Below are 23,869 nucleotides of genomic sequence, written 5' to 3' on the forward strand. Positions count from 1 at the left end.
CCATGGCCTCCGAGAAAAATCGCGGATCATTGCCGGACAAGGGCTGGCGGGCGACCCGGCCGGGCCAGCCCCGGCCTGACCCGGTGCCGGCGCCCGGGCTTGTGTTGGGTCACGCCCCACAAATCCCACGCGGCATGTTGGGGATCCGGCAACAGCCGGCTTGCCACGGCGGGACCGGCCAAAAAAAACGGCGCACATCGCTGTGCGCCGCGCCGGAGACAGGCGGACCGCCCCGCCATTTTGCTCCGAGGCTGGTGCCGGTCATTTCACGTAGATCGTGATCTTCTTCGAGTAGACCGGCGGATTGGTCGGGATATGCCGCTCGTCGCCCATCAGCAGTTGCAGCGTGTGCTTGCCGGGCGGCAGGTCGATCGCGGTTTCCGTTTCGCCCGCGCCGAAGTGCAGGTGGTTGCGGTCGTTCGGGATCTCCTTGTCCATCGGCGGCAGGTCGACGTCGATCAGCAGGTGATGGTGGCCCGTGTTCGGATACTTGACGTCCTTGGGTGCCACGCCCATGTTGCGCAGCCCGAACCAGACCTTGATCGGCTTGCCGGCCGGCAGCGTCTGGTTGTTGTTGGGGTAACCGATATAGAGATAGGCATTCTTTGGGGCGGGCGTGGGGCCCGAAGCCGGGGTGGCGGCTGCGGCCGGAGCGGGCGCCGAGGCATGGCCGGCATGCGCGGCCGGCGCCGACGCATCGGCAGCACCTGCCAGGCCTGCCGGCAGCCAGGCAGCGGCGGACAGCAACGTCATGCCCGCAAGAAGCATCGGTCTGAAATGGGTCATGGCTCCCCCCGTTCGCGCCTGTGTGCCTAGCGCACGGTGATCGTGATCTTCTTCGAGTAAATCGGCGGATCGAACGGCACATGCTTGCTGTCGCCCAGCAGCAGTTGCAGCGTGTGCTTGCCCGGGGGCAGTTCGATGCGCGCGTCGGTCTCTCCCGCGCCGAAGTGCAGGTGATTGCGATCGTTCGGGATTTCCTTGTCCATCGGCGGCAGATCCGCGTCGATCAGCAGATGGTGATGTCCGCAGTTCGGCCGCTCGATGCCCTTGGGGCACACGCCCATGCCCTTGAGCCCCATGCGCACCCAGAGCTTGCCGCCATCGATGACCGCGCCGTCGCCGGGCCAGATGATGTAGACCTCGGCGCCCTTGGGGGCCGCGGTCAGCGGTATGGCCAGCGTGGTCCAGCCGGCCAGACAAGTGGCCAGGGATGCGGCCGCGAGCGCGTGCAGCAGGGATCGTCTGGACATGGCGGCTCCTCCCGGAGAACTGTCCGCTGCACACGGTACCCCGCGCGGGAGCGGATTCTTGGTCGATGTTCTTGATGCGCTCGGCGATGTGTCCTACAGCGTAGGTCGGAAGGCCCCAAAAAGCGAACTTTCACGCCACAAACGCTGTGCTATCTTGAAACGGCCGGTACCGCGTCACGGCAACTCCACACCGCGCAGCGCGGCGACTCTGAAGGGGGTGAATATGTGGCGGAAAGCAATCGTCGTGTCGCTACTGGCGCTGCTGGAAACCGGCGCAGGAATCGATGGCGCGTCGCACGGGCCGCCCGCGGACAGCCTGACGCGCTGGTTCGCCCAGGCCGGCCACGCGCTGCTGCCATCGGCAACGGCCGGCATCCTGCCGAAAAACAGCGATGAGCAGTACGAACTGTCGTTCTGGGATTCGATCAAGAACAGCAACTACGCCGCCGACTACGAGGCCTACCTGAAGCAGTATCCGAACGGACGCTTTGCCGCGCTGGCAAAGTCGCGGCTCGATCGCATCAAGGCCAGTGCGCCCGCGCCGGCTGCATCGGCACCGGCAACGTCATCGGCCCCGCCCAGGCCCGAGCCGAAGACCCAGGCGAAGACAGAGTCCACGCCGCCCGCCGCCAGCAAGCCGCCCCCTGCCCCCACCCCGCCGGCCACGGCCCCGGGCCAGCCTCGCACACGCGCCGGCGGCGCCATCGCGCAGGGCACCGTCACCTTTCCGGCGGAAGGCAAGGAGGCCCCCGCATCCGGCGCCGCAAAGCCGGCCGATGCCAAGGGCGGCGAATCGCGCGACTGTCCGCAGTGTCCGCTGATGATCGGGCTCAATCCCGGCGCCTTCACGATGGGCAGCAACACCAGCGACCCGGCCGAGAAACCGCCGCATCACGTGAACGTCGGCCACGCGTTCGCCATCGGCAAATACGAGGTCACGGTCGAGCAATGGAACGCCTGCGTCGATGCCAACGCCTGCCCGCGCATTGCCACCAATCCGCCTGAGGCCAGGACGGCACCGGCGCGCGACATCAGCTGGGATGACGCGCAGCAGTACGTGGCCTGGCTGTCGAAGACCACCGGCAAGAACTACCGGCTGCCCACCGAGGCCGAGTGGGAATACGCGGCGCGCGGCGGCACCAGCACCGCATTCTGGTGGGGCGACCGGATGAGCAAGGGCAACGCCAACTGCAAGGATTGCGGCGATCCGTGGAGCGATGCCGCGCCAGCCAATGTCGGATCGTTCGCGGCCAATCCGTTCGGACTCCACGACATGAACGGCAGCGTCTGGGAATGGGTGGCCGACTGCTGGCACAGCTCGTACAAGAACGCGCCGACCGATGGTCGCGCATGGGAAGAGCCGGCCTGCACGGCGCGCGTGATACGTGGCGGCTCGTGGCGCGAGGGGGCCAGCTACATGGTGTCTTCCACGCGCTTCAAGTACAGCACCAGCGTGCGGCAGTCGCAGAACGGCTTCCGCGTGGTGCGCGAGGCGAAGTAGCTGGCGGCTACTTCGCGCGCGTGGCGATCTGCACGATGTCCGCGCTGACCTGGTCGCGCCCGTGCTTGCTGGCCATCTGCGCCAGCGGCTTTTCCAGCGCCTTCAGGTACTCCTGGCGGGTCTCGAACTCGGGGCGCCGTGCGGTGAACAGCGGCGCCGGCGTGGTCAGCAGCACCACGAGTTCGGTGCCGAACGGCTTCGAGATGACCCAGTCGCCGCTGTCCCCAACGGTCGCGCTGTAGCTGGCCGGCGCCTGGTTGCCCTGGATGCGCCCGCTGGGCACCAGGTGCGCCACCTTGCCATCGGCCGAGAAATAGTCGACGTAGACATACGAGTCGTGCGGCGGCGTATTGATGTCCAGCACCAGCGGCGCGCCTTCGGTCAGTTGCGTCCCGCCGCGCGTGCGCAGTACCGCACCGGCGGGCTCACCCGCCTTCCGGCTGCCTGACCAGTACGGCGCCACCAGCTTCACCACGTCGCATTTGTCGCTGGTGAGCGGCTGGGCATCGAGCTTCAGCGTGCGCACGCCCGCGATCTTGCCCAGTTTGTCGCGCAGGCCGCCCAGCGCCGATTCGCCGACATAGCCGCCTACCTGCAGCGTATTGCCGTCGATCCTGGCCTTCAGCAGCGAGCACGGCGTGGCAGCGATCACCTGCGCGACGGCTTCGGGCTTGACCGGCACGGCCTCTTCCGGCGGCGCGGGCGCGGCGGACGGCGCTGGCGCCGCCGCCTGGGTCGGCGGTGTGCCTTGCGTCGACGGCATGTGGCTGCGCCACATGTACACCAGTACCCCCGTGGCCAGCGCCACGCCGGCGATCACGCTGCCCGCGATCACGGGCAGGCGAATGTTGGTGGCCTGCGCTTCACCGCCCAGCCCGGCCAGGAATTGCTTGACCGTGGGCGTGCGGGTCGCGCGGTCCAGCGACAGCGCCTGGCGCAGCACCTTCCACTGCCCGCGCGACAGTGTTTTCGGTGGCTCGGGCTTCAGGTTCTTTGCGCGCGCCTCGGTAGCCGCCACGCGGTTGTAAGGGTGCCGGCCGGTCAGCAGTTCGTAGCTGACGCAGCCCAGCGCGTAGATATCGTCACGCGGATCGGGCTCGCGGTGCTCGAACATCTCCGGGCTGGCGTAGGCCGGCGTCATGCCGCCCAGCGACCCCGGATCGAACACGGTCTGGTCGGCATCGTCGGCAGGCTGCTGGAAGCCGCGCGCGATGCCGAAGTCGATCACCTTGACCTCGCCGCGATCGGTCAGGAACACATTGGCCGGCTTGAAGTCGCAATGCACGAAGCCCCGTTCGTGCGCGTAGGCCAGCGCGCTGCCCATGCCGACGATGATCGGCATCGCCTTCGCATAAGGCAGGCCCTGGAATTCCGGCGAGCGCAGCACACGGTTGAGCGACTTGCCCTGCAGGTATTCCATGGTCAGGAAGACCGTGGGGCCGTCGCGGTCGAAGTCGTACACCGTGACGATATTGCGGTGGGCCAGCTGCTGGGCCTTGCGCGCCTCGCGCTGGAGCGCGATCAGCGATTTCGGGTGCCCGCTGAACTGCATGTTCAGCACCTTGATGGCGATATAAGGCTTGCGGTCCGACGCTTCGAGCTTGCGCAGGTCGAGCGCCTTGTACACGGTGCCCATGCCGCCCACGCCCAGGCACTCTTCGAGCACGAAACGGCCGTTCAGGGTATCGCCCACGCCCTTTGTCGGACCGGACGGGATGAAGCCGCCCGTGAAATGCCCGCTCTGTCCGCCAGTGTTGCTGCCGGTATTGCTGCCCGTGTTGCTCCCTGTGTTGCTGCCGGTATTGCCGGTGTATCCACCCGTCATGCCGCCCGTGGCGCCGGTAGTCCCGGCATAACCGGGCGGCGGCATCGGCCGATCCAGTGGCTCGGGCTCGATGCGCGTTTCCTCGCCGGGCAGCTCGGTGCGCCCATCGCTGCGCACATCGTGCTGCGCCGGGCCAACGGGGTCGAACTGCGTGGCCACGTGCGAATCGATGCGATGCATGACTTCGGCGTAGACGGCCGGCGGCAACGGAAAGCGCGTGTGCTCCTCGGAAAGCACGCGGGCAAACTGCGTGGAGTCGGTCTGATCGTCCTTCAGGGCCGTATCCACCGATGCGAGGAATTCGTCGCGGCTCAGGCTCCCGCGCTGAAAATTCCGTATGAGTTCGGTCAGGCTGGACATCCGGTGCATCCCGACATTGGTTGCCGACTGGTGGCGCTGACAAGTGGCGCTTTGGAGGCGGCACTGGAGGCGGACCGTTGCGTCACGGCACATTGCCTTCGATGGATACTAGTGCGCACTCCGGCCATCCGCAATGCCGCCCTGTGGTCCTGCGCGCCGCGGACGTTGCCGCCCGCCCGACACCCGACACCATTCTGTTGGCGCCGGCCCATCACTCCGCGGGCGCCACGCATCCCCGCCATGCCGGCGCGCATCGCGCCGCCCGGCGCAAACCCTTGCGCCACAACGGTCCGCAGACTTTTTCGGAGGCCATGGCCCGCGCTGGCACGCTTGCTGCGATATCTGGTCCGAGCGCGACACCAACCCGATGCTCATCACCCAGACCCAAGCAGTACCTTCCTCTTCCAGGAGACACATCATGACCACGCTGACCATCAAGGACCTGTCCTCGACCGAAACCCTCGACGCCAAGGCGCTGAACGCCGTGCGCGGCGGCATCGCCATCCTGCCGATCACCACCGTCTACAGCCCGTTCAAGCTGTCGGTCGACAAGGTATTCAACGTCAACCAGTCGAACCAGCAAATGCAGTCGGTGGAGAACTACTTCGGCAATGGCTCTGCCTTCCAGGACCACATGACCAACAACGTCACGACCACCCAGTCCGCACAGAACAACGTGTACCACCCGGCCTGAGCATCGCCCTTCGCATCCACGCATCGCACCCGCACACTCGCCTACTAGGAGACTGCCATGAGCACCCTGACCATCCTTGACCTGTCCAGCACCACCACCCTCGAAGCCACGCGCATGCAATCGGTACGCGGCGGCCTGGGCCTGATCGCCCCGTGGACCAGCGTCTACGCCCCGGTGAAGCTGTCGTTCGACTCGCACGTCAAGATCGACCAGCAAAACCAGCAGATGCAGCAGGTGGGCAACTACTTCGGCAACGGTTCGGCCTTCCAGGACCACATGCACAACAACGTGACGACGAACCAGTACGCGCAGAACAACGCCTGAGTCCGTCGCCAGCGGCGGGCGCCGGCTTCGAGCCAGCCGCCCGCTGCGTACCGAACCCGCTGAATCCGCATCAAGGAGTCCACCATGTCATCGATCATCGTCCGCGACCTTGCCGTCAGCAAGGACCTCGACCAACAATCGCTGTGCGCCATCCGCGGCGGCACGGACTGGTTCGGCAAGATTGCCGCCGCCGGCCCGCTGGTCAACGTCAACATCAACCAGAGCGTGCAGCAGTTCCAGCAGGTGAACGTCGCCGCCTTCAACAACAACAAGATCGTCGGCGTCGACCTGGGCAACCTTGCGCTCAACGTCAAGCCGACGCAATGGGGCGGCAACCTGGCGGTGGCTTGAACGCCGCGCGTCCAGGAGCGGTCCTGTCGCGTGCACGGCGCATGCTGCAGGACCGCTCGCCTATACTGAATCGGGCCCGCGCCTGCCCCGGCGCCGCCCGACCGGCGCCATTCCGGCCGGCCGCGGCAAGGCCCGCATGCTGGAGATCGCCATGGCAGTCATCGTCATCAAGGATTTGTCGGAAAACATGGACCTCGATCGCGAGGCCATGACCGCCATCATCGGCGGCGCGCGGCTGGCCGGCAGCTACCGCTGGCAGGCCCACCGGCGCCCCACGCTTACGCGGCTGGTCCAGTATCCCGAGGGATTCCCCGGCACATCGCAGGTTGCAGGGCAGGAACGGGAGACCACGCCCGCGCGCAAGTAAGCCAGCGCGCGAGGCCCACTGGTCGGCATAACAAGAAAAAGCCCGCCAAGCAATTGGCGGGCTTTGGTTGCGGACGGGCCCGGACTTCCTGGGTCTGCGTCACCGGCTGCTTCCGGTCATTCCTGTGCCAAGCATGTTTCCCATGGATTCCGCCCATGAAGCGGACGCCCATCCGGACCACCCGGACAGTCGGAGGAAACCTGGCAGTGGCATCAATGACCGCAAGGCCGGAGGCGAGCGGCAAGCGAACCTTGCCAAAGGCAATATCAGCGGGACTTTTTGTCGTCCGCCCCGTACGGGCATAGATGCCCGCGTCTGGAGTATAGGCACCGGGCCCCGACATGCAAGCGATGCCCCGGCCGCTTTCATTTACGTTTGCTTACGATGTCCCGCGTATTTCCCGCTTGCGCGGTGCAACAAAAAATTCAGCGTTCTGCTATACTTCGCGCCGTGAGTTTCGCACTGTGAGTACCGCACCACGCCTTGAGGCATCCTGCCGTGGCGTATCCGCTACCTCCCAAGATCTGCTCCCTGCCTCTGTCATCACACGAAGTATCAGACAGGTGCCTGGCCAGAACGCACCGCTCACCTGACGCTGCCTCGTCTCCGATCCTGATAACAGCCCGAATTGCTGTTTGCCTGCCAGGGATAATCGGCCGGTTTGCTTGAATCGCCTGCCGCCCCCTGCCTGCCGCCGTCTTGCCAGCTGAGTCTGTCGAACGGCCTACCGATTGGCGCCGAAGCCTTTTTAAGACTTTGCACTTGCGCCCACCCCTTTGCGCACAATGCCCTGGGGTGCCATGCATATTTAATACGTACGACATGACCCAGCACGAAGACTTCCGTGCGGAGCAGCCTTTTGCTTCCGCCGCCGACACCACTGCCACGCCCGCCGCTGCCGTGAGCCCGCTCGACAAGCTCGACGCCATGCTCAATGCCGATGCAGCCCCGGCCGCGCAAGCGTCGGACGCACCGGAAAGCGGTTTCGCAAAGCTTGGCCTGGACCCCGCCATCCTGCGCGCCCTGGCCGAAGCCAACTACAACAACCCCACCCCGGTCCAGGCCCAGGCGATTCCCGCCTTCCTGGCTGGCCGCGACCTGCTGGTCTCGAGCCAGACCGGTTCGGGCAAGACCGCAGCGTTCATGCTGCCGGCGATCCAGCGCATCAGCGAAAAGCCCGCGCCGAATCGTCCGACCGAACCGGCCAAGCGCATGAAGGGCAAGCGCCCCCGTCCGGCCGCCGCCCAGCCGTCGCTGCTGGTGCTGACGCCGACGCGTGAACTGGCCCTGCAGGTGACCGAGGCTGCCGCCAAGTACGGCCGCCATCTGCGCCGCATCGTGTGCGCCAGCATCCTGGGCGGCATGCCCTATCCGAAGCAGCTGGCCATGCTGTCGCGCATGCCTGACATCCTGGTGGCAACGCCGGGCCGTCTGCTGGACCACATCGAAGCCGGCCGCATCGACCTGTCCGCGCTGGACATGCTGGTGTTCGACGAAGCCGACCGCATGCTGGACATGGGCTTTGCCGACGACATCGACGCCATCGTGGCCGCCACGCCGGCATCGCGCCAGACGCTGATGTTCTCGGCCACGCTGGACGCCCGTATCGGCCAGCTGGCTTCGCGCCAGCTGCGCGACCCGCAACGCATCGAGATCGCCGCCGCCCGCGCCGACCACAGCAACATCGAGCAGCGCCTGCACTTCACCGACGACATGTCGCACAAGGAACGCCTGCTCGACCACCTGCTGCGCGATTCGTCGCTGAAGCAGGCCATCGTGTTCACGGCCACCAAGCGTGACGCCGATTCGCTGGCCGAGCGCCTGTCGGACACCGGCTTCGCCGCCGGCGCCCTGCACGGCGACATGACGCAAGGCGCGCGCAACCGCACGCTGACGGCCCTGCGCCGCGGCAACCTGCGCGTGCTGGTAGCTACCGACGTGGCCGCGCGCGGTATCGACGTGCCCGATATCACGCACGTGGTGAACTTCGACCTGCCCAAGCAGGCGGAAGACTACGTCCACCGTATCGGCCGTACCGGCCGTGCCGGCCGCTCGGGCATCGCCATCAACCTGGTGAACCATGGCGACATGTTCCAGTGGCGCCGTATCGAGCGTTTCACGAACCACCGCATCGACGCATCGGTGATCGAAGGCCTGGAACCGCGCCGTTCGCCGAAGCCGCGCTCGAACTTCGGCGGCAAGCCGGGCGGCCGTGACGGCTTCCGTGGCAACAGCGGCGGTGGCTATCGCGGCGGCAATGGCGCCGGCAACGGTGGCGGCTATCGCGGCAACAACGGCGGCAACCGCGAAGGCGGTGAACGCAGCTTTGGCGAGCGCCGCTTCAGCAACGACGGCAACCGTGGTTTCGGTGACCGTGGCAACGCCGGCGGCTTTGGCGACCGTGGCAACGCCGGCGGCTTCGGCGATCGTGGCAACGGCGGTGGCTTCGGCGATCGCGGCAACGCCGGCTACCGTGGCCAGGGCCAGGGCCAGGGTCAAGGCCAGCAACGCAGCTTCGGCGACCGCAACTTCGGTGGCGAGCAGCGTTCGTACGGCAACCGCGACGGCAACCGTGGCTTTGGCGGCGAGCGCAGCTTCGGCGACCGCAGCTTTGGCGACCGCAAGTTCGGCGACCGTGGCGGCGATCGCGGCGGCTTCGGCGGCCAACGCAACGGCAACAGCCGTGCGCGCTACGAGCGTTGATCGCTGATCGCTGACCCCCTGCCGGCCTGCCGGCGGTGGGACGAAAAAAGGCACCCTCGGGTGCCTTTTTTCATTGCTGCTGCTCGTCAGTTCACATCGCGCACGTCCGGAAGCCCACGAAGGACACATCGTCCTCGGGCAGCAAGGCCGTTCGGGCCCGCACATGACGCAGGCGCGACGGGCTGGCGAACGACACCCCGCGCACGGCCTGGTGCGTGCCGAAGCGGCCGATGATCTCGCCATCGGTGGGCTCGGCGGCAAAGCCCACGTACGGCTCGTACGGCGTAGCCGTCCATTCCCGCAACATGCCCCATTGCAGCCCGCGATTCTGCACGGCCGCCAGTTCCCATTCCGCTTCCTGCGGCAGGCGGCGACCGGCCCAGACGCACCATGCCTGGGCCTCGAACAGCGTGACGTGACGCACCGGCTCGTCGGGATTGAGCGTGCGCTCGGTGCCGAATCGCGACGCCACCCAGCTGCGGCTGACCGCATGGCGCCCCCAGTAGCGGGGCGCCGAACGCTCCTGCGTCATCAGCCATTGCCGGCCGGCGGCCGACCAGTACGACGGATGCTCGTAGCCGTGGTCTTCCACGAACTCCAGGAACTGGGCGTTGGTGACCAGCGCGGCGTCCATCTCGAACGCTGGCACGTAGATCTTCTGTGCCGGCAATTCGTCGGGCCAGGCAAAGCCGTCGGCGTCCGGCCACCCCTGCGTGAAATTGCCACCGGGAAAGTGCAGCGTCCCCGATGACTGCACGGCCATCGTCGGCGAAATCGATGCCGGCTCGACCGGTGCCACCTCCAGGGCCTGCAGCAGCGTGGCCACCGTTTCGCCCTGCACATCCTCGTAGTAGAGCGCGCGGCGGAACGGATAGAGCGTGGCGTCGGCATCGTCGGGCAGCAGCGCGATGCGCCGCAGCAGGCCGTCGAGCACCTGCGTGGCGTATTGCTTCACCACCGCCACGTCGGGTAGCGCGATCTCCCAGCGCTCATCCGGCCCAATCCGCTCGGGATCGAACCATTCGTCGGCACCATCGAGCAGCGATGGCTCGCTGGCTACCGGCAGGCGGATACCGCCCTGCTCCAGGTGCCGCACACCACGCAGGCACCACCATTCGGCATGCCAGGCGATATTGCCGAGCGTCCACAGCGGCGGATTGGTGTCGTATTGACGCTGCACGGTCCAGCCTTTGCGGGTCACGCCGAAGGCACCCAGCCACGCCAGCGTGCGGTTGCGCGACTCCACCAGTGCCTGTGCCAACCCCTCGCGCGGCAGCCGGCGCGCGTCGGGCCAGGCCGCCGTGCCGCCGGTGAAGTGGAGATCGGGAAGCATGGAGAAGCCGCTCATCGAGGTATCCGTGTCAAAGGGTGGGAATCGGTGCCGGCCGGGCCGGCTGCGCGCATTATGACACCGGGCGCCAACGCGTTCCGGCCCCCGCCCTTTCACCCTGCTGGCGGCGCGGCTTACCGCCAGCCTGCCCCAGTCCTGCCGGCCGTCAGCCCCGCGCGTGAAAGACGGCGAACCAGCCGCGCGGATCGGTCCAGCTGACCGGGTCGGTGAAGCCGGCCGCTTCGAGCAGGATTGCGAAGTCATCCGGCCGATACTTGTGCGAGTCCTCGGTATGGATGCGGTCGCCAGCCGCGAACCGGCGCTCGCCGCGAGGCCAGCGCACGGTCACATCGCGCTCGGCCTGCAGGTGCATCTGGATGCGCGATGCCTGCGTATCGAACGTGGCCGCGTGACGCCAGTCGGCCAACGCGAAGTCGCTGCCCACGATGCGATTCACGTTGCGCAGCACGTTGCGGTTGAACGCGGCGGTCACGCCAAGGGCATCGTCATAGGCAGCCACCAGCGTGTCGCGGTCCTTGTACAGGTCCACGCCGATCAGCACACCGTCGCCCGGGCCGGCGGCGGCACGCAGCCGCTGCAGCAGCGCCAGGGCGTCGATCGGCGCGAAGTTGCCGATGCTGGAGCCGGGATAGAAGAACAGCCGGCGGCCGCGCTTGACGCTGGAGGGCAGGTCAAGCGGCCCGCACAGATCGGCCCCCAGCCCCAGCATCGGAATCTGGGGGTTCTGCTGCTGCAGCGCGGCCAGCGTGCCGCGCAGGAATTCCACCGAGATATCGAGCGCCACGTACTGGGCCGGCTGGAGGCTCGGAAACAGGCGCGCAGCTTTCTGGCAGTTGCCGGCGCCCAGGTCGATCAGCACGCAGCCGCTGCCGGCCCGTGCGGCGATGGCGGGCGCGGCCGTGGCGAAGATCGACGCCTCGGTGCGGGTGGGGTAGTACTCGGGCAGGTCGGTGATGGCCTCGAACAGCCGGGAGCCCAGCACGTCGTAAAAGAACTTCGGGCTGATGCGCGCCTGGCTCAGGCGCAGCCCTTCCTCGATCTCGGCACGCAGCGCACCGTTGTCCTCGCGGTATTGCTGCACGAATTCCGGCTGCGGGACCGCCCCGGGCCGGGCATGGCCATTGCCGACGACGATGCGCGGCTCCGGGGCAATTTCCGGCGTGGCGTGGCCGTTCTGGTGATGGGAGTTGTTGCGGGAGTTGTTGCGGGTCGAAGGGGTGTCGGGCGTCTGAAGCGTAGTGGGGGCCGGCATGACGTTTCCTTGTTGTCGATGGGCACTACGGTGAATCCCTCTCAAAGTGTCGGCGCTGGCATCCGATACTTGCCAACGGCGGTCAGGGGGGCGCGCCTGTCAGGTCTGGTGCACACCTGCCGAACCAATCCAACTAGGATAGGTGCATATGCTTATGCGTGCGCGACACGTTGCATCACTTTACAAACTGAACCGCACGACATTCATGTCTGAAACTTGATACATGCAAACCCCACCCCGGCAGTGCAACATTTTTTTCGCAGTTCCCTTATAATCGCCTCCAACGTGATCGCCGGAGCCTTCTGGCGGACACGATCCCTTCCAAAGAGGGAAGTAAAAGGGGAGTAGCTTGGGGGCATCCGATGCCCTTAGCACAATCGTCATTCCGAGACGCATCGCTCGTCTCCGGTTGTGCTGACCCTGGCGCGCATTCCGCGCCAGTCAGTCGAGCAAGACCTTTGCACACCTGGTTTTTACGGTTTGCAAAGGCGACCCCGAACACTTCCGGCGCTCGCTGTAAATCCCAGGTGCAACAAAAACTTTTGCTGGCTCGATGGCCTGCAGCCTTTTCGTACCTGAGGAGCGTACATGGAGTGGTTTACCGATCTGTTCACGATGCAGTTTCTGACAGCCCTGCTGTCGATCGTCGTTATTGACCTGGTCCTGGCTGGCGACAACGCCATCGTGATTGCCCTCGCGGCGCGCAACCTGCCGCCGCACCTGCAGAAGAAAGCCATTGTCTGGGGCACCATCGGTGCCGTGGTGGTCCGTTCGGCCATGACGATTGGCGTGGTCTGGCTGCTCAAGATCCCCGGCCTGCTGCTGGTTGGCGGCCTGGCGCTGGTCTGGATCGCCTACAAGCTGCTTGCCGCCGAGAATGACGGCGACGAGCACGGCGCTGGCGCGGCCACGCTGATGGGCGCCATGAAGACCATCATCATCGCCGACGCGGTGATGGGCGTGGACAACGTGCTGGCCGTGGCCGGCGCCGCCCACGGCAGCTTCCTGCTGGTGGTGCTGGGCCTGCTGATCAGTATCCCGATCGTGGTCTGGGGTTCGAGCCTGGTGCTCAAGCTGATGTCGCGCTACCCGTCGATCATCTACATCGGTGCCGGCGTACTGGCCTTCACCGCCGTCAAGATGATCCTGGGCGAGCCGATCACCAAGGCCTTCTTCGAGGCACAGCCTGCCATCAAGTGGGGCTTGTACCTGGTGATCATCGGCGGCGTGCTGGGGGCGGGCTACCTGACCCAGAAGCGTCGCGACGGCAGCCAGAAGGCGGTGGAAAGCCACTGACCCGGCTGACCGGCATTGCCGGAAACGCAAAAGGCCGCCTTCGGGCGGCTTTTTGCTTTCAGGCTAAAATCCTCGCTTTACGGCCCTCAAAGCCGACATCACATTTCTACCCCGCGCCGATGAAACAGTACCTCGACTTCATGCGCCATGTTTTTGAGCATGGCACCGAAAAGTCCGACCGCACCGGCACCGGCACGCGCTCGGTGTTCGGCTACCAGATGCGCTTCGACCTGAACGAAGGCTTTCCGGTCGTCACCACCAAGAAGCTGCATCTGAAGTCGATCATCCACGAACTGCTGTGGTTCCTGCAGGGTTCGACCAATATCCAGTACCTGAAGGACAACGGCGTCACGATCTGGGACGAATGGGCCGACGCCAACGGCGAGCTGGGCCCGGTCTACGGCTACCAGTGGCGCGCCTGGCCGACGCCGGACGGCCGCCATATCGACCAGATCAGCGAGGTGGTGCAGCAGATCCGCAGCAACCCCGATTCGCGCCGCCTGATCGTGTCGGCCTGGAACGTGGGCGAGATCCCGCAAATGAAGCTGCCGCCCTGCCACGCGTTCTTCCAGTTCTACGTGGCCGACGGCAAGCTCAGCTGCCAGCTGTACCAGCGCAGCGCGGACATCTTCCTGGGCGTGCCGTTCAATATCGCCAGCTACGCGCTGCTGACGCACATGATCGCGCAGCAGTGCGACCTCGGCGTGGGCGACTTCGTCTGGACCGGCGGCGACTGCCACATCTACAGCAACCACTTCGAGCAGGTGCAGACGCAGCTGTCCCGCGCGCCGATGAAGCTGCCGACGCTCAAGATCAAGCGCCGTCCCGACAGCATCTTCGACTACCAGTACGACGACTTCGAACTGGTGGGCTACGAATCGCACCCCGCGATCAAGGCGCCGGTGGCCGTATGACGCTGCTGACCCTGATCGTCGCGCGGGCGCGCAATGGCGTGATCGGCCGCGACAACGCGCTGCCGTGGCGCCTGCCCGAGGACCTGCAGCATTTCAAGCGCACCACGCTGGGCGCGCCGATCATCATGGGCCGCAAGACCTGGGATTCGATCGGCCGGCCGCTGCCGGGCCGCCGCAATATCGTGGTGAGCCGCAACCCCGCCCTGCAACTGGAAGGCGCCGAGGTGGTGGGATCGCTCGAAGACGCCCAGCGCCTGTGCGCGGGCGTGGAACAGGTGTTCCTGATCGGCGGCGCACAGCTGTACGCGGAGGCCCTGCCCAGCGCGGATCGCCTGATCGTCACCGAGATCGATGCCGATGTGGAAGGCGACGCCCACTTCCCGGCCGTCGACCGGTCGAAGTGGGTGGAGGTTGCGCGCGAAACCCACCATTCAGCGGCCAACGCGTTCGACTATGCGTTCGTCACCTACGAACGCCCGCCGTCGGGCGAGGAATGACACCACCCGCCTGACCATGAAAAACGGCGCCCTCGGGCGCCGTTTTCCGTCTGGCCGAATGCCGGATCAGTTGCCGGCAATCGTCATCTGTTCGATCAGGATCGACCCGGTTTCCTTGGTGCCGCGCACCAGCGCGTCGGCGCCGATACCAACGATCTGCTTGAACATCTCGACCATGTTTCCGGCAATCGTGATTTCCTCCACCGGGTACTGGATCACCCCGTTCTCGACCCAGTAGCCCGACGCGCCGCGCGAATAGTCGCCCGTCACGTAGTTCACGCCCTGCCCCATCAGTTCCGTCACCAGCAGGCCGGTGCCCATCTTCTTCAGCATGCCGGCGAAGTCGTCGCCCGGTTGCGTGTTCGAGCTGGTCAGCGTCAGGTTGTGCGAGCCGCCCGCGTTGCCGGTCGTCTGCATGCCAAGCTTGCGCGCCGAATAGGTCGACAGGAAATAGCCCTGTACCACACCATCGCGCACCACCTGGCGGGCGTGGGTACGCACGCCTTCCTCGTCGAACGGGGCGCTGCCCATGGCGCCCGGCACGTGCGGCTGCTCATTGATCTGGATATCGGGCGAGAACACGGCCTTGCCCAACGAGTCGTACAGGAACGTCGACTTGCGGTACAGCGCGCCGCCCGACACCGCCTGCACGAAGGCGCCCAGCAGGCCGGCCGCCAGCGGCGCCTCGAACAGCACCGGGCACTTGCGCGTGGACAGCTTGCGGGCATTCAGGCGGGCCAGCGCGCGCTCGGCGGCATAGCGGCCAATGGCCTCGGGCTCGGCCAGCGCCAGCGGCGAACGCTTGGACGAATACCAGTCGTCGCGCTGCATGCCGCCGCCGGATCCGGCGATCGGTGCCGCCGAAATAAAATGGCGCGAATACGGGTAGCCGCCCACGAAGCCGCGCGACGTGGCCAGCACGAACTGCGAATGCTGGGCCGACACGCTGGCGCCATCGCTGTTCTTGATCTTCGGCGACACCGCGAACGACGCCGCCTCGGCACGGCGCGCGATGTCGATGGCACCCTCGGCGTCGATGTTCCACGGGTGGAACAGGTCCAGGTCCTGCGGATCGCGTTCGAGCAGCCCTTCCTCGGCCAGGCCCGCGCAATCGTCCTCGGCCGTGAAGCGGGCGATGTTGTACGCCGCCTCCGCCGTGGCGCGCAGCGCCTCCGGCGAGAAATCCGACGTGCTGGCATTGCCGCGGCGCTGGCCGATCATGACCGTCACGCCCACCACCTTGTCACGGTTCTGCTCGATGGTTTCCACCTGCCCCTTGCGCACCGTCACCGACAGGCCGCCGCCTTCGGAGATCTCGGTAGCGGCATCCGTCGCGCCAAGTTCGCGTGCCACGCGCAGCACATCGGCCGCCATGGCCTTGAGCTGATCCTGGGTATAGGTGAAATGCGCGGTCTTTTCGGCAGTCTGGCTCATATGGGCGGGCGTGATCAAAAGTCCAAACGGGAATCATAGCAAGATAAAATGCCGGCCATGACGCGAAATACCCGTAACAACTCCAACGGCCGTTTCCCGGGCGCCTTTGCCCCGGAAGAGGACGACGACCTGCCCAAGAGCAAGTCGCAGCGCAAGCGCGACATGACCGAGCTGCAGGACCTGGGCGCCGAACTCGAGGCGCTGGCCAAAGACCGCCTGGCGCGCGTGCCGATGCCAGAGTCGCTGGCGGACGCCATCCATGCTGCCCGCAAGATCACCAGCCACGAGGGCAAGCGCCGCCAGATGCAGTTTGTCGGCAAGGTCATGCGCAGCCTGGACGACGACGAAGTGGCCGCCATCCGCGCCGCGCTGGAAGGCTTCAAGGGCACCAGCAAGGCCGAAACGGCGAAGATGCACCTGATGGAACGCTGGCGCGAACTGTTGCTGGCCGACGACGCCAATCTGACCCGATTCCTGGGCGAACACCCGGGCGTGGACGTGCAGTCGGTCCGCAACATCATCCGCAACGCGCGCAAGGAAAAGGAACTCGGCAAGCCGCCGAAGTACTACCGCGAGCTGTTCCAGGCCATCAAGGCCGCACTGGAAAGCGGCAATGATGGCAACGAAAGTGCCGCGACAGACACCCCGAAGGAATCCGACGCATGAATCCGTCGCTGACCGCCCCCGTTCCCCGTCACCACCCCGACGAGCTGGTGGTCGGCTTCGTTTCCATTTCGGACCGGGCATCGTCCGGCACGTACCAGGACGAGGGCATCCCGGCCCTGCGCGACTGGTTCGGCAAGACGCTGACTTCGCCGTGGCAGGCCGTGGAACGGCTGATTCCCGATGAGGCGCCGCTGATTTCGCGCACGCTGATCGAACTGGTCGACGTGGCCGGTTGCGATCTGGTGCTGACCACGGGCGGCACTGGCCCGGCCCGGCGCGATGTGACGCCCGAGGCCACACTGGCCGTGGGTACCAAGGAAATGCCGGGATTTGGCGAGCAGATGCGGCAAGTGAGTCTGCACTTCGTGCCGACGGCCATCCTGTCGCGGCAGGTGGCGGTGATCCGCGAAACGCCGAGCCGCGCGGCGCTGATCGTCAACCTGCCCGGCCAGCCCAAGGCGATTCGTGAGACGCTGGAAGGCCTGCGCGACGTGGAAGGCCGCGTGATCGTGCCGGGCGTGTTCGCGGCGATGCCCTATTGCATCGACCTGATCGGCGGCCCGTATGTGGAAACCAACGAAGCCATCGTGAAGGCGTTCCGGCCGAAGAGCGCGTTGCGCGCGAAGCCGAATCCGACGGTATGACCGCCCCATGCCGATAACGCCCTTCCCCCTGCGCAGGGCGTTTTTTATTTCAGCCCCAGATACAGCCCGATCGGCACGAACACCACGGCGGCGATATTGCCGAGCAGCACGATCGACGCCACCTGGTCGGGTTCCTGCCGGAAGTGGTCGGCCACCAGGAAATTCAGCACTGCCGGCGGCAGCGATGCGAAGACGAACAGCAGCCCGCGCTGCAGGTCGGTCATCGGCACCCACCATGCCAGCAGCAGCGCCACGGCGATGCCGGCCAGCGGGCAGACGATGGCGCCCAGCACGCCCATGCCCCAGTTGCGCAGGCTCACATCCTTCATCCGTACGCCCAGTGCGAACAGCATCAGCGGCACCGTGGAATCGCCCAGCAGCTTGATCGATTCGTAGACGGGCTCGGGGAGCGCAAATACGGGCTTGGCCAGCGACAGCGCCACGCCGGCCACGGTGGCCAGCACCATCGGATTGCGCGCGATCTGCGCCATCGACGCATGCCGGTTCACGATCTTCATGCCGATCGTGAAATGCATCAGGTTCGATGCCGCGAACAGCGCCACGGCCGGCGCCAGGCCCCCCTGCCCGAAGGCAAAGACCGACAACGGCAGCCCCATGTTGCCGCAGTTGTTGAACATCATCGGCGGCACGAACGTGCGCGGGTTGGCGCCGCTCATGCGCGCCACCACCCAGGCCAGAACGCCCGAGCCGATGACCACGGCCACGGCGCAGGCCAGCAGCACCAGGTGATCGGCCAGCACAAAATCCTTGCTGATGAACGCCGATACCACCAGTAGCGGCGCGATCACTTCGAGCATCGCCTTGTTGATGCCCGCCATGTCCGGATGGGCACGCCGCCCGTATATCCACCCGATCAGGATGATCAGGATGACCGGCGTGATGATCGAGACGATGCGCGTGAACATGGCAGGGGCGGCTGGACGGACTCAGGCGGCGTGGCCGGTCCGTCTTGGAGCCCGCTCGCCGGGTTCTTGTTCTAGAGCGGGTGTTACGCGGAAGGGGCGGCGGGAGCGGCAGGCGATGCCGGTGCCGGCAACGTGGCGGCTGCCTCGGCCGGCGTCTTGATGAAGTGCTGGCGGTAGTAGCGCAGTTCTTCCACCGATTCCAGGATGTCGGCCAGCGCCGTGTGCAGCTGACGCTTCTGGAAACCCTTGTGGATCGCCGGCTCCCAGCGCTTGCACAGTTCCTTGAGCGTGGAGACGTCGAGATTGCGATAGTGGAAGAACGCTTCGAGCTTGGGCATGTAGCGCGCCATGAAGCGGCGGTCCTGGCAGATCGAATTGCCGCACATCGGCGACTTGCTGGCCGGCACCCAGCGCTTCAGGAAGGCCAGCAGCTCGGCCTCGGCCTGGGCTTCGGTCAGCGTCGATGCCTTGACCTTGTCGATCAGGCCCGAGCGGCCGTGCGTGCCCTTGTTCCAGTTGTCCATGCCATCGAGCACCGCATCGGACTGGTGGATCACCAGCACCGGCCCTTCGGCCAGGATGTTCAGTTCGGAATCGGTGACCACCACCGCCACCTCGATGATGCGGTCGGTATCCGGCTGCAGGCCGGTCATTTCCATGTCCAGCCAGACAAGGTTGTTTTCACTTTTGACGGAGGATGCGGCGGGACTTGTCATCTGGCGGTACGGCTCGATATGGACTTCGAAAAGGAATTGCCCCGGAACGGCGGGTGGCCGGGGGCGAACAATTTATAATTCTCGCATATCTGCCCCGGATGGCATGCTGCGCACTTGGGCTTTCCCGTTGCTGCGCCGCGCCATCCTCTACAAGGCTCTCCGATGTTCACGCTGATCTTTCTTGCCGCCCTGGTCATCATGGTGCTGACCAAACTCTGGCTCGCCTCGCGCCAGATCCGCCATGTGGCCCGCCATCGCGGCGCCGTGCCCGCGCGGTTTGCCGACACCATCGCCCTGTCCGCCCACCAGAAGGCGGCGGACTACACGATCGCCCGCACACGGCTGTCGATGCTCGAAGTGGTGGCCGGCGCCGCCGTGCTGATCGGCTTCACGATGCTGGGCGGCCTGCATGCGCTGAACCAGTTCTGGCTCCACACCTTCCCGGACAGCGCCTACCTCTACGGCGTGGCGCTGATCGCCAGCGTGGCCGTCATCGGCGGGCTGTTCGACCTGCCCTTCTCGCTGTACGGCCAGTTCGTGATCGAGCAGCGATTCGGCTTCAACAAGATGACGTTCGGCCTGTGGCTGGCCGACCTGGCCAAGATGGCCGCCGTGGCCTGCGTGCTGGGCCTGCCGCTGCTGCTGGCCGTGCTGTGGCTGATGGATCGCGCCGGCCCCTACTGGTGGCTTTACACCTGGCTGCTGTGGGTGGGCTTCAGCCTGTTGCTGCAGGTCATCGTGCCCACGTACATCGCCCCGCTGTTCAACAAGTTCGAGCCGCTGACCGACGAAGGCCTGCGCCAGCGCATCGAGGCGCTGCTGCGCAAGTGCGGATTCGCCAGCAAGGGCCTGTTCGTGATGGACGGCAGCCGGCGCAGCGCGCATGGCAACGCCTATTTCACCGGCTTCGGCGCGGCCAAGCGCATCGTGTTCTTCGACACGCTGCTGGAGCGCCTGGACGGCGAGGAGGTGGAAGCGGTGCTGGCCCACGAACTGGGCCACTTCAAGCGCCGCCATGTGGCCAAGATGATCGCGGTCACGTTTGCGCTCTCGCTGGTATTCCTGGCGATCCTGGGCTGGCTGGCCACCCGCGAGTGGTTCTTCACAGGCCTGGGCGTGCTGCCGAATTTCGGCGCCAGCAACAACGCGCTGGCGCTGGTGCTGTTCTTCCTGGCCCTGCCGGTGTTCACATTCATCCTCGGGCCGCTGGCCAGCCAGTCGTCGCGCAAGCATGAATTCGAGGCCGACGAGTTCGCCGCGCACCAGACCAATGCCGGACACCTGGTGTCCGCGCTGGTGAAGCTGTACAAGGACAACGCGTCGACGCTGACGCCGGACCCGATCTATAGCGCGTTCTACTACTCGCATCCGCCCGCAGCCCAGCGGATCGACCGTCTGCTGTCGCACGCATGACCCGCAGCGCACGCCATCACAATGCCGGCAAGGGCACCGGCAAGGCCAACGGCGCCGATACGGAATCGGCGCTGATCGTCGCCGCGCACGGCCGCCACTACGTGGTGGAGCGCACCGATGGTTCCCACCTGCATGCCTTCCCGCGCGGCAAGAAAAGCGACGCAGCCGTGGGCGACCACGTGCGCATCGAACTGGCCGCGGTGGACCAGGGTGTGATCACCGGCATCGACCCGCGCAAGAACCTGCTGTACCGGTCCGACCAGTTCAAGTCGAAGCTGCTGGCGGCCAATATCGACCAGGTGATCATCGTGCTGGCCACCGAGCCGAGCTTCTCGGAGGATCTGCTGGGCCGCGCGCTGGTGTCGGCCGAGGCGCTGGAGATCCGCCCGCTGGTCATCCTGAACAAGACCGACCTGACCGGGCGCCTCGACGACGCGCGCCGCCGCCTCAAGCTATACCAGGATCTGGGCTACGACACGCTGGAGCTGTCCGTCCACGGCCGCCCCGAAGAGGCGCTGGCCGCGCTGCAGCCGCGCACGGCGGGGGTGTCCAGCATCCTGATCGGGCAGTCGGGCATGGGCAAGTCGTCGCTGCTGAACCTGCTGATTCCGGGCGTGGAAGCCCAGACACGCGAGATTTCGTCGAAGCTCGACTCCGGCAAGCACACCACCACGTTCACGCGGCTCTATCACCTGCCTGCCGAATGGGCCGTCGTCGATGGCCAGCCCGGCTATCTGATCGACTCCCCGGGCTTCCAGGAATTCGGCCTGCACCACCTGAGCGAAGGCATGCTGGAGCGCGCCTTCCCGGAATTCCGGCCGCAGCTGACCGAATGCCGGTTCTACAACTGCCACCACATCAACGAGCCCGGCTGCGGCGTGCTGGGCGCCATCGACAACGGCACGATTTCTCCGCGCCGCCACCAGCTCTATACGCAGCTGCTGCACGAATCGCGACAGCAGAAGCCGTGGTAAGCCCCGGCTGGCAATTGGCAACGGCCGTGGTAAGGTAAAAGCACCCTGCCCGCCACGGCTTCATCATGAAACTGCTGCTGAGGACGCCTTCGCTGGTCCATGCCGCGCATTGCCAGAACGTACTGGATGCAGCGGGCATCCGCGCGGAAGTCCGCAATACCTGGCTTGCCGGTGCGGCAGGCGATATCCCGCTCAATGAAAGCGCCCCGCAGGTCTGGATTCTTGACGACGCCGCCGAGGCCGACGCATGGGCCACGCTCAATGCGGCGGCCAATCCCGCGCCGGGGCCCCGCTGGCAGTGCCGCCGCTGCGGCGAATGGCACGAGGCGCAGTTCGCCGCATGCTGGCACTGCGGCGCGCACCAGGAATAAAAAAAGCGCCACAACACGTGGCGCTTCGTCTTCGTCCGTCGGCGGTCAGCCCACCCAGAGGGCCAGCGAGATCATCGCCAGCAGCAGCATCCACAGGATCACGGCACGCCAGACCAGGCCCACCGCCGACTGCAGCGTGCGGACGCCGGGGTCCGCGCCAAACTCGGGAGGCACCGGCTCGGCCTCGCTCATGCCCGGCGCGTAGTCCACCCCAGCCAGGCTCGTGCGCAGCATGACGCTTGAATCCTCTTCGGCCAGCGGCTGGCCCAGCCGCACGCCGAGCGCCCCGCCGCCGCTGGCCAGCAGGATGCCGTTGACCGCGTCGTTCCACTTGCGCGCGTGGTTGCGCCACGCGTAGACCGCGTCCTCGAAATTGCCGACGATGGCAAACCCGATTGCCGTCAGGCGCGACGGCACCCAATCCAGCACGTAGAACGCGCGGGCGGCGAAACGCCCCAGCGCCGGGCTGCGCTCGTTCGACGGCGTGTTCCACTGGCGATTCAGGAATTCGGCCGTGCGATACAGCACCACGCCACCGGGACCGATCGGCACCAGGAACCAGAAGAACACCCCGAACACGTGGCGGTGCACGGCCACGATGGCCGCCTCCAGCGTGTGGCGGACGATCTCGCTCACGGGCATTTCGACCGTGTCGAGTCCGGTCCATTCATGCAGCAGCGTGCGGGCGGTATGCAGGTCGTCCCGGTTCAGCGCCTCGTGAATGTCCGTGAAGTAATGGCTGAACTGGCGGAAACCCAGGGTCAGGTAGAGCAGCAGGACATTCCAGACCAGCGTCAGGGCCACGCTGATCGACGCCAGCAGGTAGTGGACAAACACCACGGCCAGCGTGAGCGGCAACACAACGGTAAGCCAGGCCAGCGCAGCGTCGCGCGGGCGGCCGGTGTCGAAGGCGTGCTCGGCGCGGTCACCCAGCACACGCACGATGTCGTAGATGGGATTGTTCCGGCCGAGCGCCCGGAATTGTTCGGCAATCAGCGCCAGGAGAATGGATACGAAGGTCATCGCGTGACGATTAGTCGGCGCACGGCGTGTGCCGCGGCGGTCGCATGGCGGATAGGCCAGACGATAGCATAGCGGCAAGTGTTCCAAGTACCTGTAAGCACTGGTTACGGGTAAACAAATGGCGGCCGCGCAACGCAAACGCCCGCCAGGGCGGCGGGCGTCTGCAGCGGACTTCACCGGATCACGCCGGCAGGTCGAACACCAGCACTTCGGCGTCGGCGCCCTTTTCCAGGCTCACGGCATCCTCGCCGGCAAGCTTGGCGGCGTCGCCCGATTCCAGCGGCTGGCCGTTGACCGTCACCCGGCCGCGCGCCACATGCACGTAGGCCTGGCGTCCCGGCCGCAGCGCCAGCGTGGCAGTCTCGTCGCCGTCGATCAGGCCGGCAAACAGGCGAACGTCCTGATGGATCACCACCGAACCGTCGGCGCCGTCCGGGCTGCCCACCAGGCGCAGGCGGCCGCGCTTGTCGGCGGCGTCGAACGTCTTTTCCTCGTAGCCCGGCTCGATGCCCTGCTGGTTCGGCATGATCCAGATCTGCAGGAAGTGCGTGGTCTGGTCGGCGGCGTGGTTGTACTCGGAGTGGCGCACGCCGGTGCCAGCGCTCATGCGCTGCACGTCGCCCGGACGGATGACGCTGCCGTTACCCATGCTGTCCTTGTGCGCAAGTTCGCCTTCGAGCACATAGCTGATGATTTCCATGTCGCGGTGGCCATGGGTGCCAAACCCCATGCCGGGCGCCACACGATCCTCATTGATCACACGGAGCGGGCCAAACTGGATATGGCGCGGGTCGTAATAGTCGGCAAACGAGAACGTATGGTACGACTTGAGCCAGCCATGGTCCGCATAACCGCGATCTTCAGACTTACGGATTTCAATCATTTTGATGGCCCTCCTTGTGGCCTGGAATCGAACCCTTCAGCTCTTGGCTGCGGGCTCGGCGGCGTTTCGATGCTAGGCAGTTTAGGGGAGCGGGAGTATATTGGCGGGCACCGCGTTAGAAGCACTTGTTC

At 66.1% G+C, this 23,869-nt stretch carries 24 protein-coding genes; 14 read left to right on the forward strand and 10 right to left on the reverse strand.

What is annotated here, in order from left to right:
* Window positions 1-261: 261 nt before the first annotated feature.
* Both BLQ58_RS02255 and BLQ58_RS02260 read right to left on the reverse strand, forming a co-directional pair.
* Window positions 262-786 carry a DUF4399 domain-containing protein gene (locus tag BLQ58_RS02255; RefSeq protein ID WP_254775781.1) on the reverse strand — a complete coding sequence of 175 codons (525 nt, stop codon included), beginning with the start codon at window positions 784-786 and terminating at the stop codon, window positions 262-264.
* Between the two features lie 26 nt (window positions 787-812).
* Window positions 813-1,253, reverse strand: coding sequence for a DUF4399 domain-containing protein (locus BLQ58_RS02260; protein ID WP_092594351.1), 441 nt, complete (start codon window positions 1,251-1,253; stop codon window positions 813-815).
* Between the two features lie 223 nt (window positions 1,254-1,476).
* On the opposite strand from BLQ58_RS02260, the gene BLQ58_RS02265 reads away from it, so the two are divergent.
* Window positions 1,477-2,754 (forward strand): formylglycine-generating enzyme family protein, encoded by a 1,278-nt coding sequence (locus tag BLQ58_RS02265; protein WP_092594352.1) that lies wholly within the window; start codon window positions 1,477-1,479, stop codon window positions 2,752-2,754.
* Window positions 2,755-2,761: 7 nt separating this feature from the next.
* Here the strand turns inward: BLQ58_RS02265 and BLQ58_RS02270 are convergent, their stop codons facing one another.
* The gene (locus BLQ58_RS02270) at window positions 2,762-4,939 is read right to left on the reverse strand and encodes a serine/threonine protein kinase (RefSeq protein ID WP_092594353.1); all 2,178 of its coding nucleotides are present in this window, start codon (window positions 4,937-4,939) and stop codon (window positions 2,762-2,764) included.
* A gap of 418 nt (window positions 4,940-5,357) precedes the next feature.
* Here BLQ58_RS02270 and BLQ58_RS02275 point away from each other — a divergent pair, with 418 nt between their 5' ends.
* The 5 genes from BLQ58_RS02275 to BLQ58_RS02300 all read left to right on the forward strand — a co-directional run bounded on the left by BLQ58_RS02275 (window position 5,358) and on the right by BLQ58_RS02300 (window position 9,378).
* A complete protein-coding gene (locus tag BLQ58_RS02275; RefSeq protein ID WP_092594354.1) occupies window positions 5,358-5,633 on the forward strand; it encodes a hypothetical protein in 276 nt (91 codons plus the stop codon).
* Between the two features lie 57 nt (window positions 5,634-5,690).
* The gene (locus BLQ58_RS02280) at window positions 5,691-5,957 is read left to right on the forward strand and encodes a hypothetical protein (RefSeq protein WP_092594355.1); all 267 of its coding nucleotides are present in this window, start codon (window positions 5,691-5,693) and stop codon (window positions 5,955-5,957) included.
* A gap of 84 nt (window positions 5,958-6,041) precedes the next feature.
* Window positions 6,042-6,308 carry a hypothetical protein gene (locus BLQ58_RS02285; RefSeq protein ID WP_092594356.1) on the forward strand — a complete coding sequence of 89 codons (267 nt, stop codon included), beginning with the start codon at window positions 6,042-6,044 and terminating at the stop codon, window positions 6,306-6,308.
* Window positions 6,309-6,459: 151 nt separating this feature from the next.
* On the forward strand, window positions 6,460-6,675 hold the full coding sequence (locus tag BLQ58_RS02290; RefSeq protein ID WP_092594587.1) for a hypothetical protein: 216 nt from the start codon (window positions 6,460-6,462) through the stop codon (window positions 6,673-6,675).
* An 822-nt stretch (window positions 6,676-7,497) separates the two neighbouring features.
* Window positions 7,498-9,378 carry a DEAD/DEAH box helicase gene (locus BLQ58_RS02300; RefSeq protein ID WP_092594357.1) on the forward strand — a complete coding sequence of 627 codons (1,881 nt, stop codon included), beginning with the start codon at window positions 7,498-7,500 and terminating at the stop codon, window positions 9,376-9,378.
* Between the two features lie 91 nt (window positions 9,379-9,469).
* On the opposite strand, the gene BLQ58_RS02305 is transcribed toward BLQ58_RS02300, so the two are convergent.
* Window positions 9,470-10,726 (reverse strand): SUMF1/EgtB/PvdO family nonheme iron enzyme, encoded by a 1,257-nt coding sequence (locus BLQ58_RS02305; protein WP_092594358.1) that lies wholly within the window; start codon window positions 10,724-10,726, stop codon window positions 9,470-9,472.
* A 148-nt stretch (window positions 10,727-10,874) separates the two neighbouring features.
* Window positions 10,875-11,981, reverse strand: coding sequence for an L-histidine N(alpha)-methyltransferase (egtD, locus tag BLQ58_RS02310; protein ID WP_092594359.1), 1,107 nt, complete (start codon window positions 11,979-11,981; stop codon window positions 10,875-10,877).
* Window positions 11,982-12,569: 588 nt separating this feature from the next.
* Between egtD and BLQ58_RS02315 the strand changes: the two genes are divergently transcribed.
* From BLQ58_RS02315 to BLQ58_RS02325, 3 genes are all read left to right on the forward strand, one after another.
* On the forward strand, window positions 12,570-13,277 hold the full coding sequence (locus BLQ58_RS02315) for a TerC family protein (RefSeq protein ID WP_092594360.1): 708 nt from the start codon (window positions 12,570-12,572) through the stop codon (window positions 13,275-13,277).
* A 119-nt stretch (window positions 13,278-13,396) separates the two neighbouring features.
* Complete coding sequence (locus BLQ58_RS02320; RefSeq protein ID WP_092594361.1) at window positions 13,397-14,191, forward strand: thymidylate synthase; 795 nt, start codon at window positions 13,397-13,399, stop codon at window positions 14,189-14,191.
* Window positions 14,188-14,688: a dihydrofolate reductase gene (locus BLQ58_RS02325; RefSeq protein WP_092594362.1), complete on the forward strand. Its 501-nt coding sequence runs from the start codon at window positions 14,188-14,190 to the stop codon at window positions 14,686-14,688. Before BLQ58_RS02320 ends, BLQ58_RS02325 begins: the two co-directional genes overlap by 4 nt.
* A 66-nt stretch (window positions 14,689-14,754) precedes the next feature.
* On the opposite strand, the gene pmbA is transcribed toward BLQ58_RS02325, so the two are convergent.
* Window positions 14,755-16,122 carry a metalloprotease PmbA gene (gene pmbA / locus BLQ58_RS02330; RefSeq protein WP_092594363.1) on the reverse strand — a complete coding sequence of 456 codons (1,368 nt, stop codon included), beginning with the start codon at window positions 16,120-16,122 and terminating at the stop codon, window positions 14,755-14,757.
* A gap of 57 nt (window positions 16,123-16,179) precedes the next feature.
* On the opposite strand from pmbA, the gene yjgA reads away from it, so the two are divergent.
* Together yjgA and mog are read left to right on the forward strand one after the other, a co-directional pair.
* On the forward strand, window positions 16,180-16,788 hold the full coding sequence (gene yjgA / locus BLQ58_RS02335; protein WP_302847621.1) for a ribosome biogenesis factor YjgA: 609 nt from the start codon (window positions 16,180-16,182) through the stop codon (window positions 16,786-16,788).
* Window positions 16,785-17,432, forward strand: coding sequence for a molybdopterin adenylyltransferase (gene mog / locus BLQ58_RS02340; RefSeq protein ID WP_092594365.1), 648 nt, complete (start codon window positions 16,785-16,787; stop codon window positions 17,430-17,432). The genes yjgA and mog overlap by 4 nt, the downstream gene beginning before the upstream one ends.
* Before the next feature lie 44 nt (window positions 17,433-17,476).
* Here the strand turns inward: mog and BLQ58_RS02345 are convergent, their stop codons facing one another.
* A complete protein-coding gene (locus BLQ58_RS02345; protein WP_092594366.1) occupies window positions 17,477-18,358 on the reverse strand; it encodes an AEC family transporter in 882 nt (293 codons plus the stop codon).
* A gap of 83 nt (window positions 18,359-18,441) precedes the next feature.
* Entirely contained in the window at window positions 18,442-19,074 is a 633-nt protein-coding gene (gene orn, locus BLQ58_RS02350; protein ID WP_092594367.1) for an oligoribonuclease, read from the reverse strand.
* A 162-nt stretch (window positions 19,075-19,236) separates the two neighbouring features.
* Between orn and BLQ58_RS02355 the strand changes: the two genes are divergently transcribed.
* From BLQ58_RS02355 to BLQ58_RS02365, 3 genes are all read left to right on the forward strand, one after another.
* Window positions 19,237-20,487, forward strand: a complete 1,251-nt coding sequence (locus BLQ58_RS02355) for a M48 family metallopeptidase (protein WP_092594368.1) — start codon at window positions 19,237-19,239, stop codon at window positions 20,485-20,487.
* Window positions 20,484-21,461, forward strand: coding sequence for a ribosome small subunit-dependent GTPase A (gene rsgA, locus BLQ58_RS02360; protein ID WP_092594369.1), 978 nt, complete (start codon window positions 20,484-20,486; stop codon window positions 21,459-21,461). Before BLQ58_RS02355 ends, rsgA begins: the two co-directional genes overlap by 4 nt.
* Before the next feature lie 65 nt (window positions 21,462-21,526).
* On the forward strand, window positions 21,527-21,832 hold the full coding sequence (locus BLQ58_RS02365) for a putative signal transducing protein (RefSeq protein WP_092594370.1): 306 nt from the start codon (window positions 21,527-21,529) through the stop codon (window positions 21,830-21,832).
* 45 nt (window positions 21,833-21,877) lie between these two features.
* On the opposite strand, the gene BLQ58_RS02370 is transcribed toward BLQ58_RS02365, so the two are convergent.
* A complete protein-coding gene (locus BLQ58_RS02370; protein WP_092594371.1) occupies window positions 21,878-22,855 on the reverse strand; it encodes a CobD/CbiB family protein in 978 nt (325 codons plus the stop codon).
* 181 nt (window positions 22,856-23,036) lie between these two features.
* On the reverse strand, window positions 23,037-23,738 hold the full coding sequence (locus tag BLQ58_RS02375; protein ID WP_092594372.1) for a pirin family protein: 702 nt from the start codon (window positions 23,736-23,738) through the stop codon (window positions 23,037-23,039).
* Window positions 23,739-23,869 lie beyond the last annotated feature (131 nt).

It is taken from the genome of Ralstonia sp. 25mfcol4.1 (genome assembly GCF_900104095.1).
In the GTDB taxonomy this organism is placed as follows: Bacteria; Pseudomonadota; Gammaproteobacteria; order Burkholderiales; family Burkholderiaceae; genus Cupriavidus.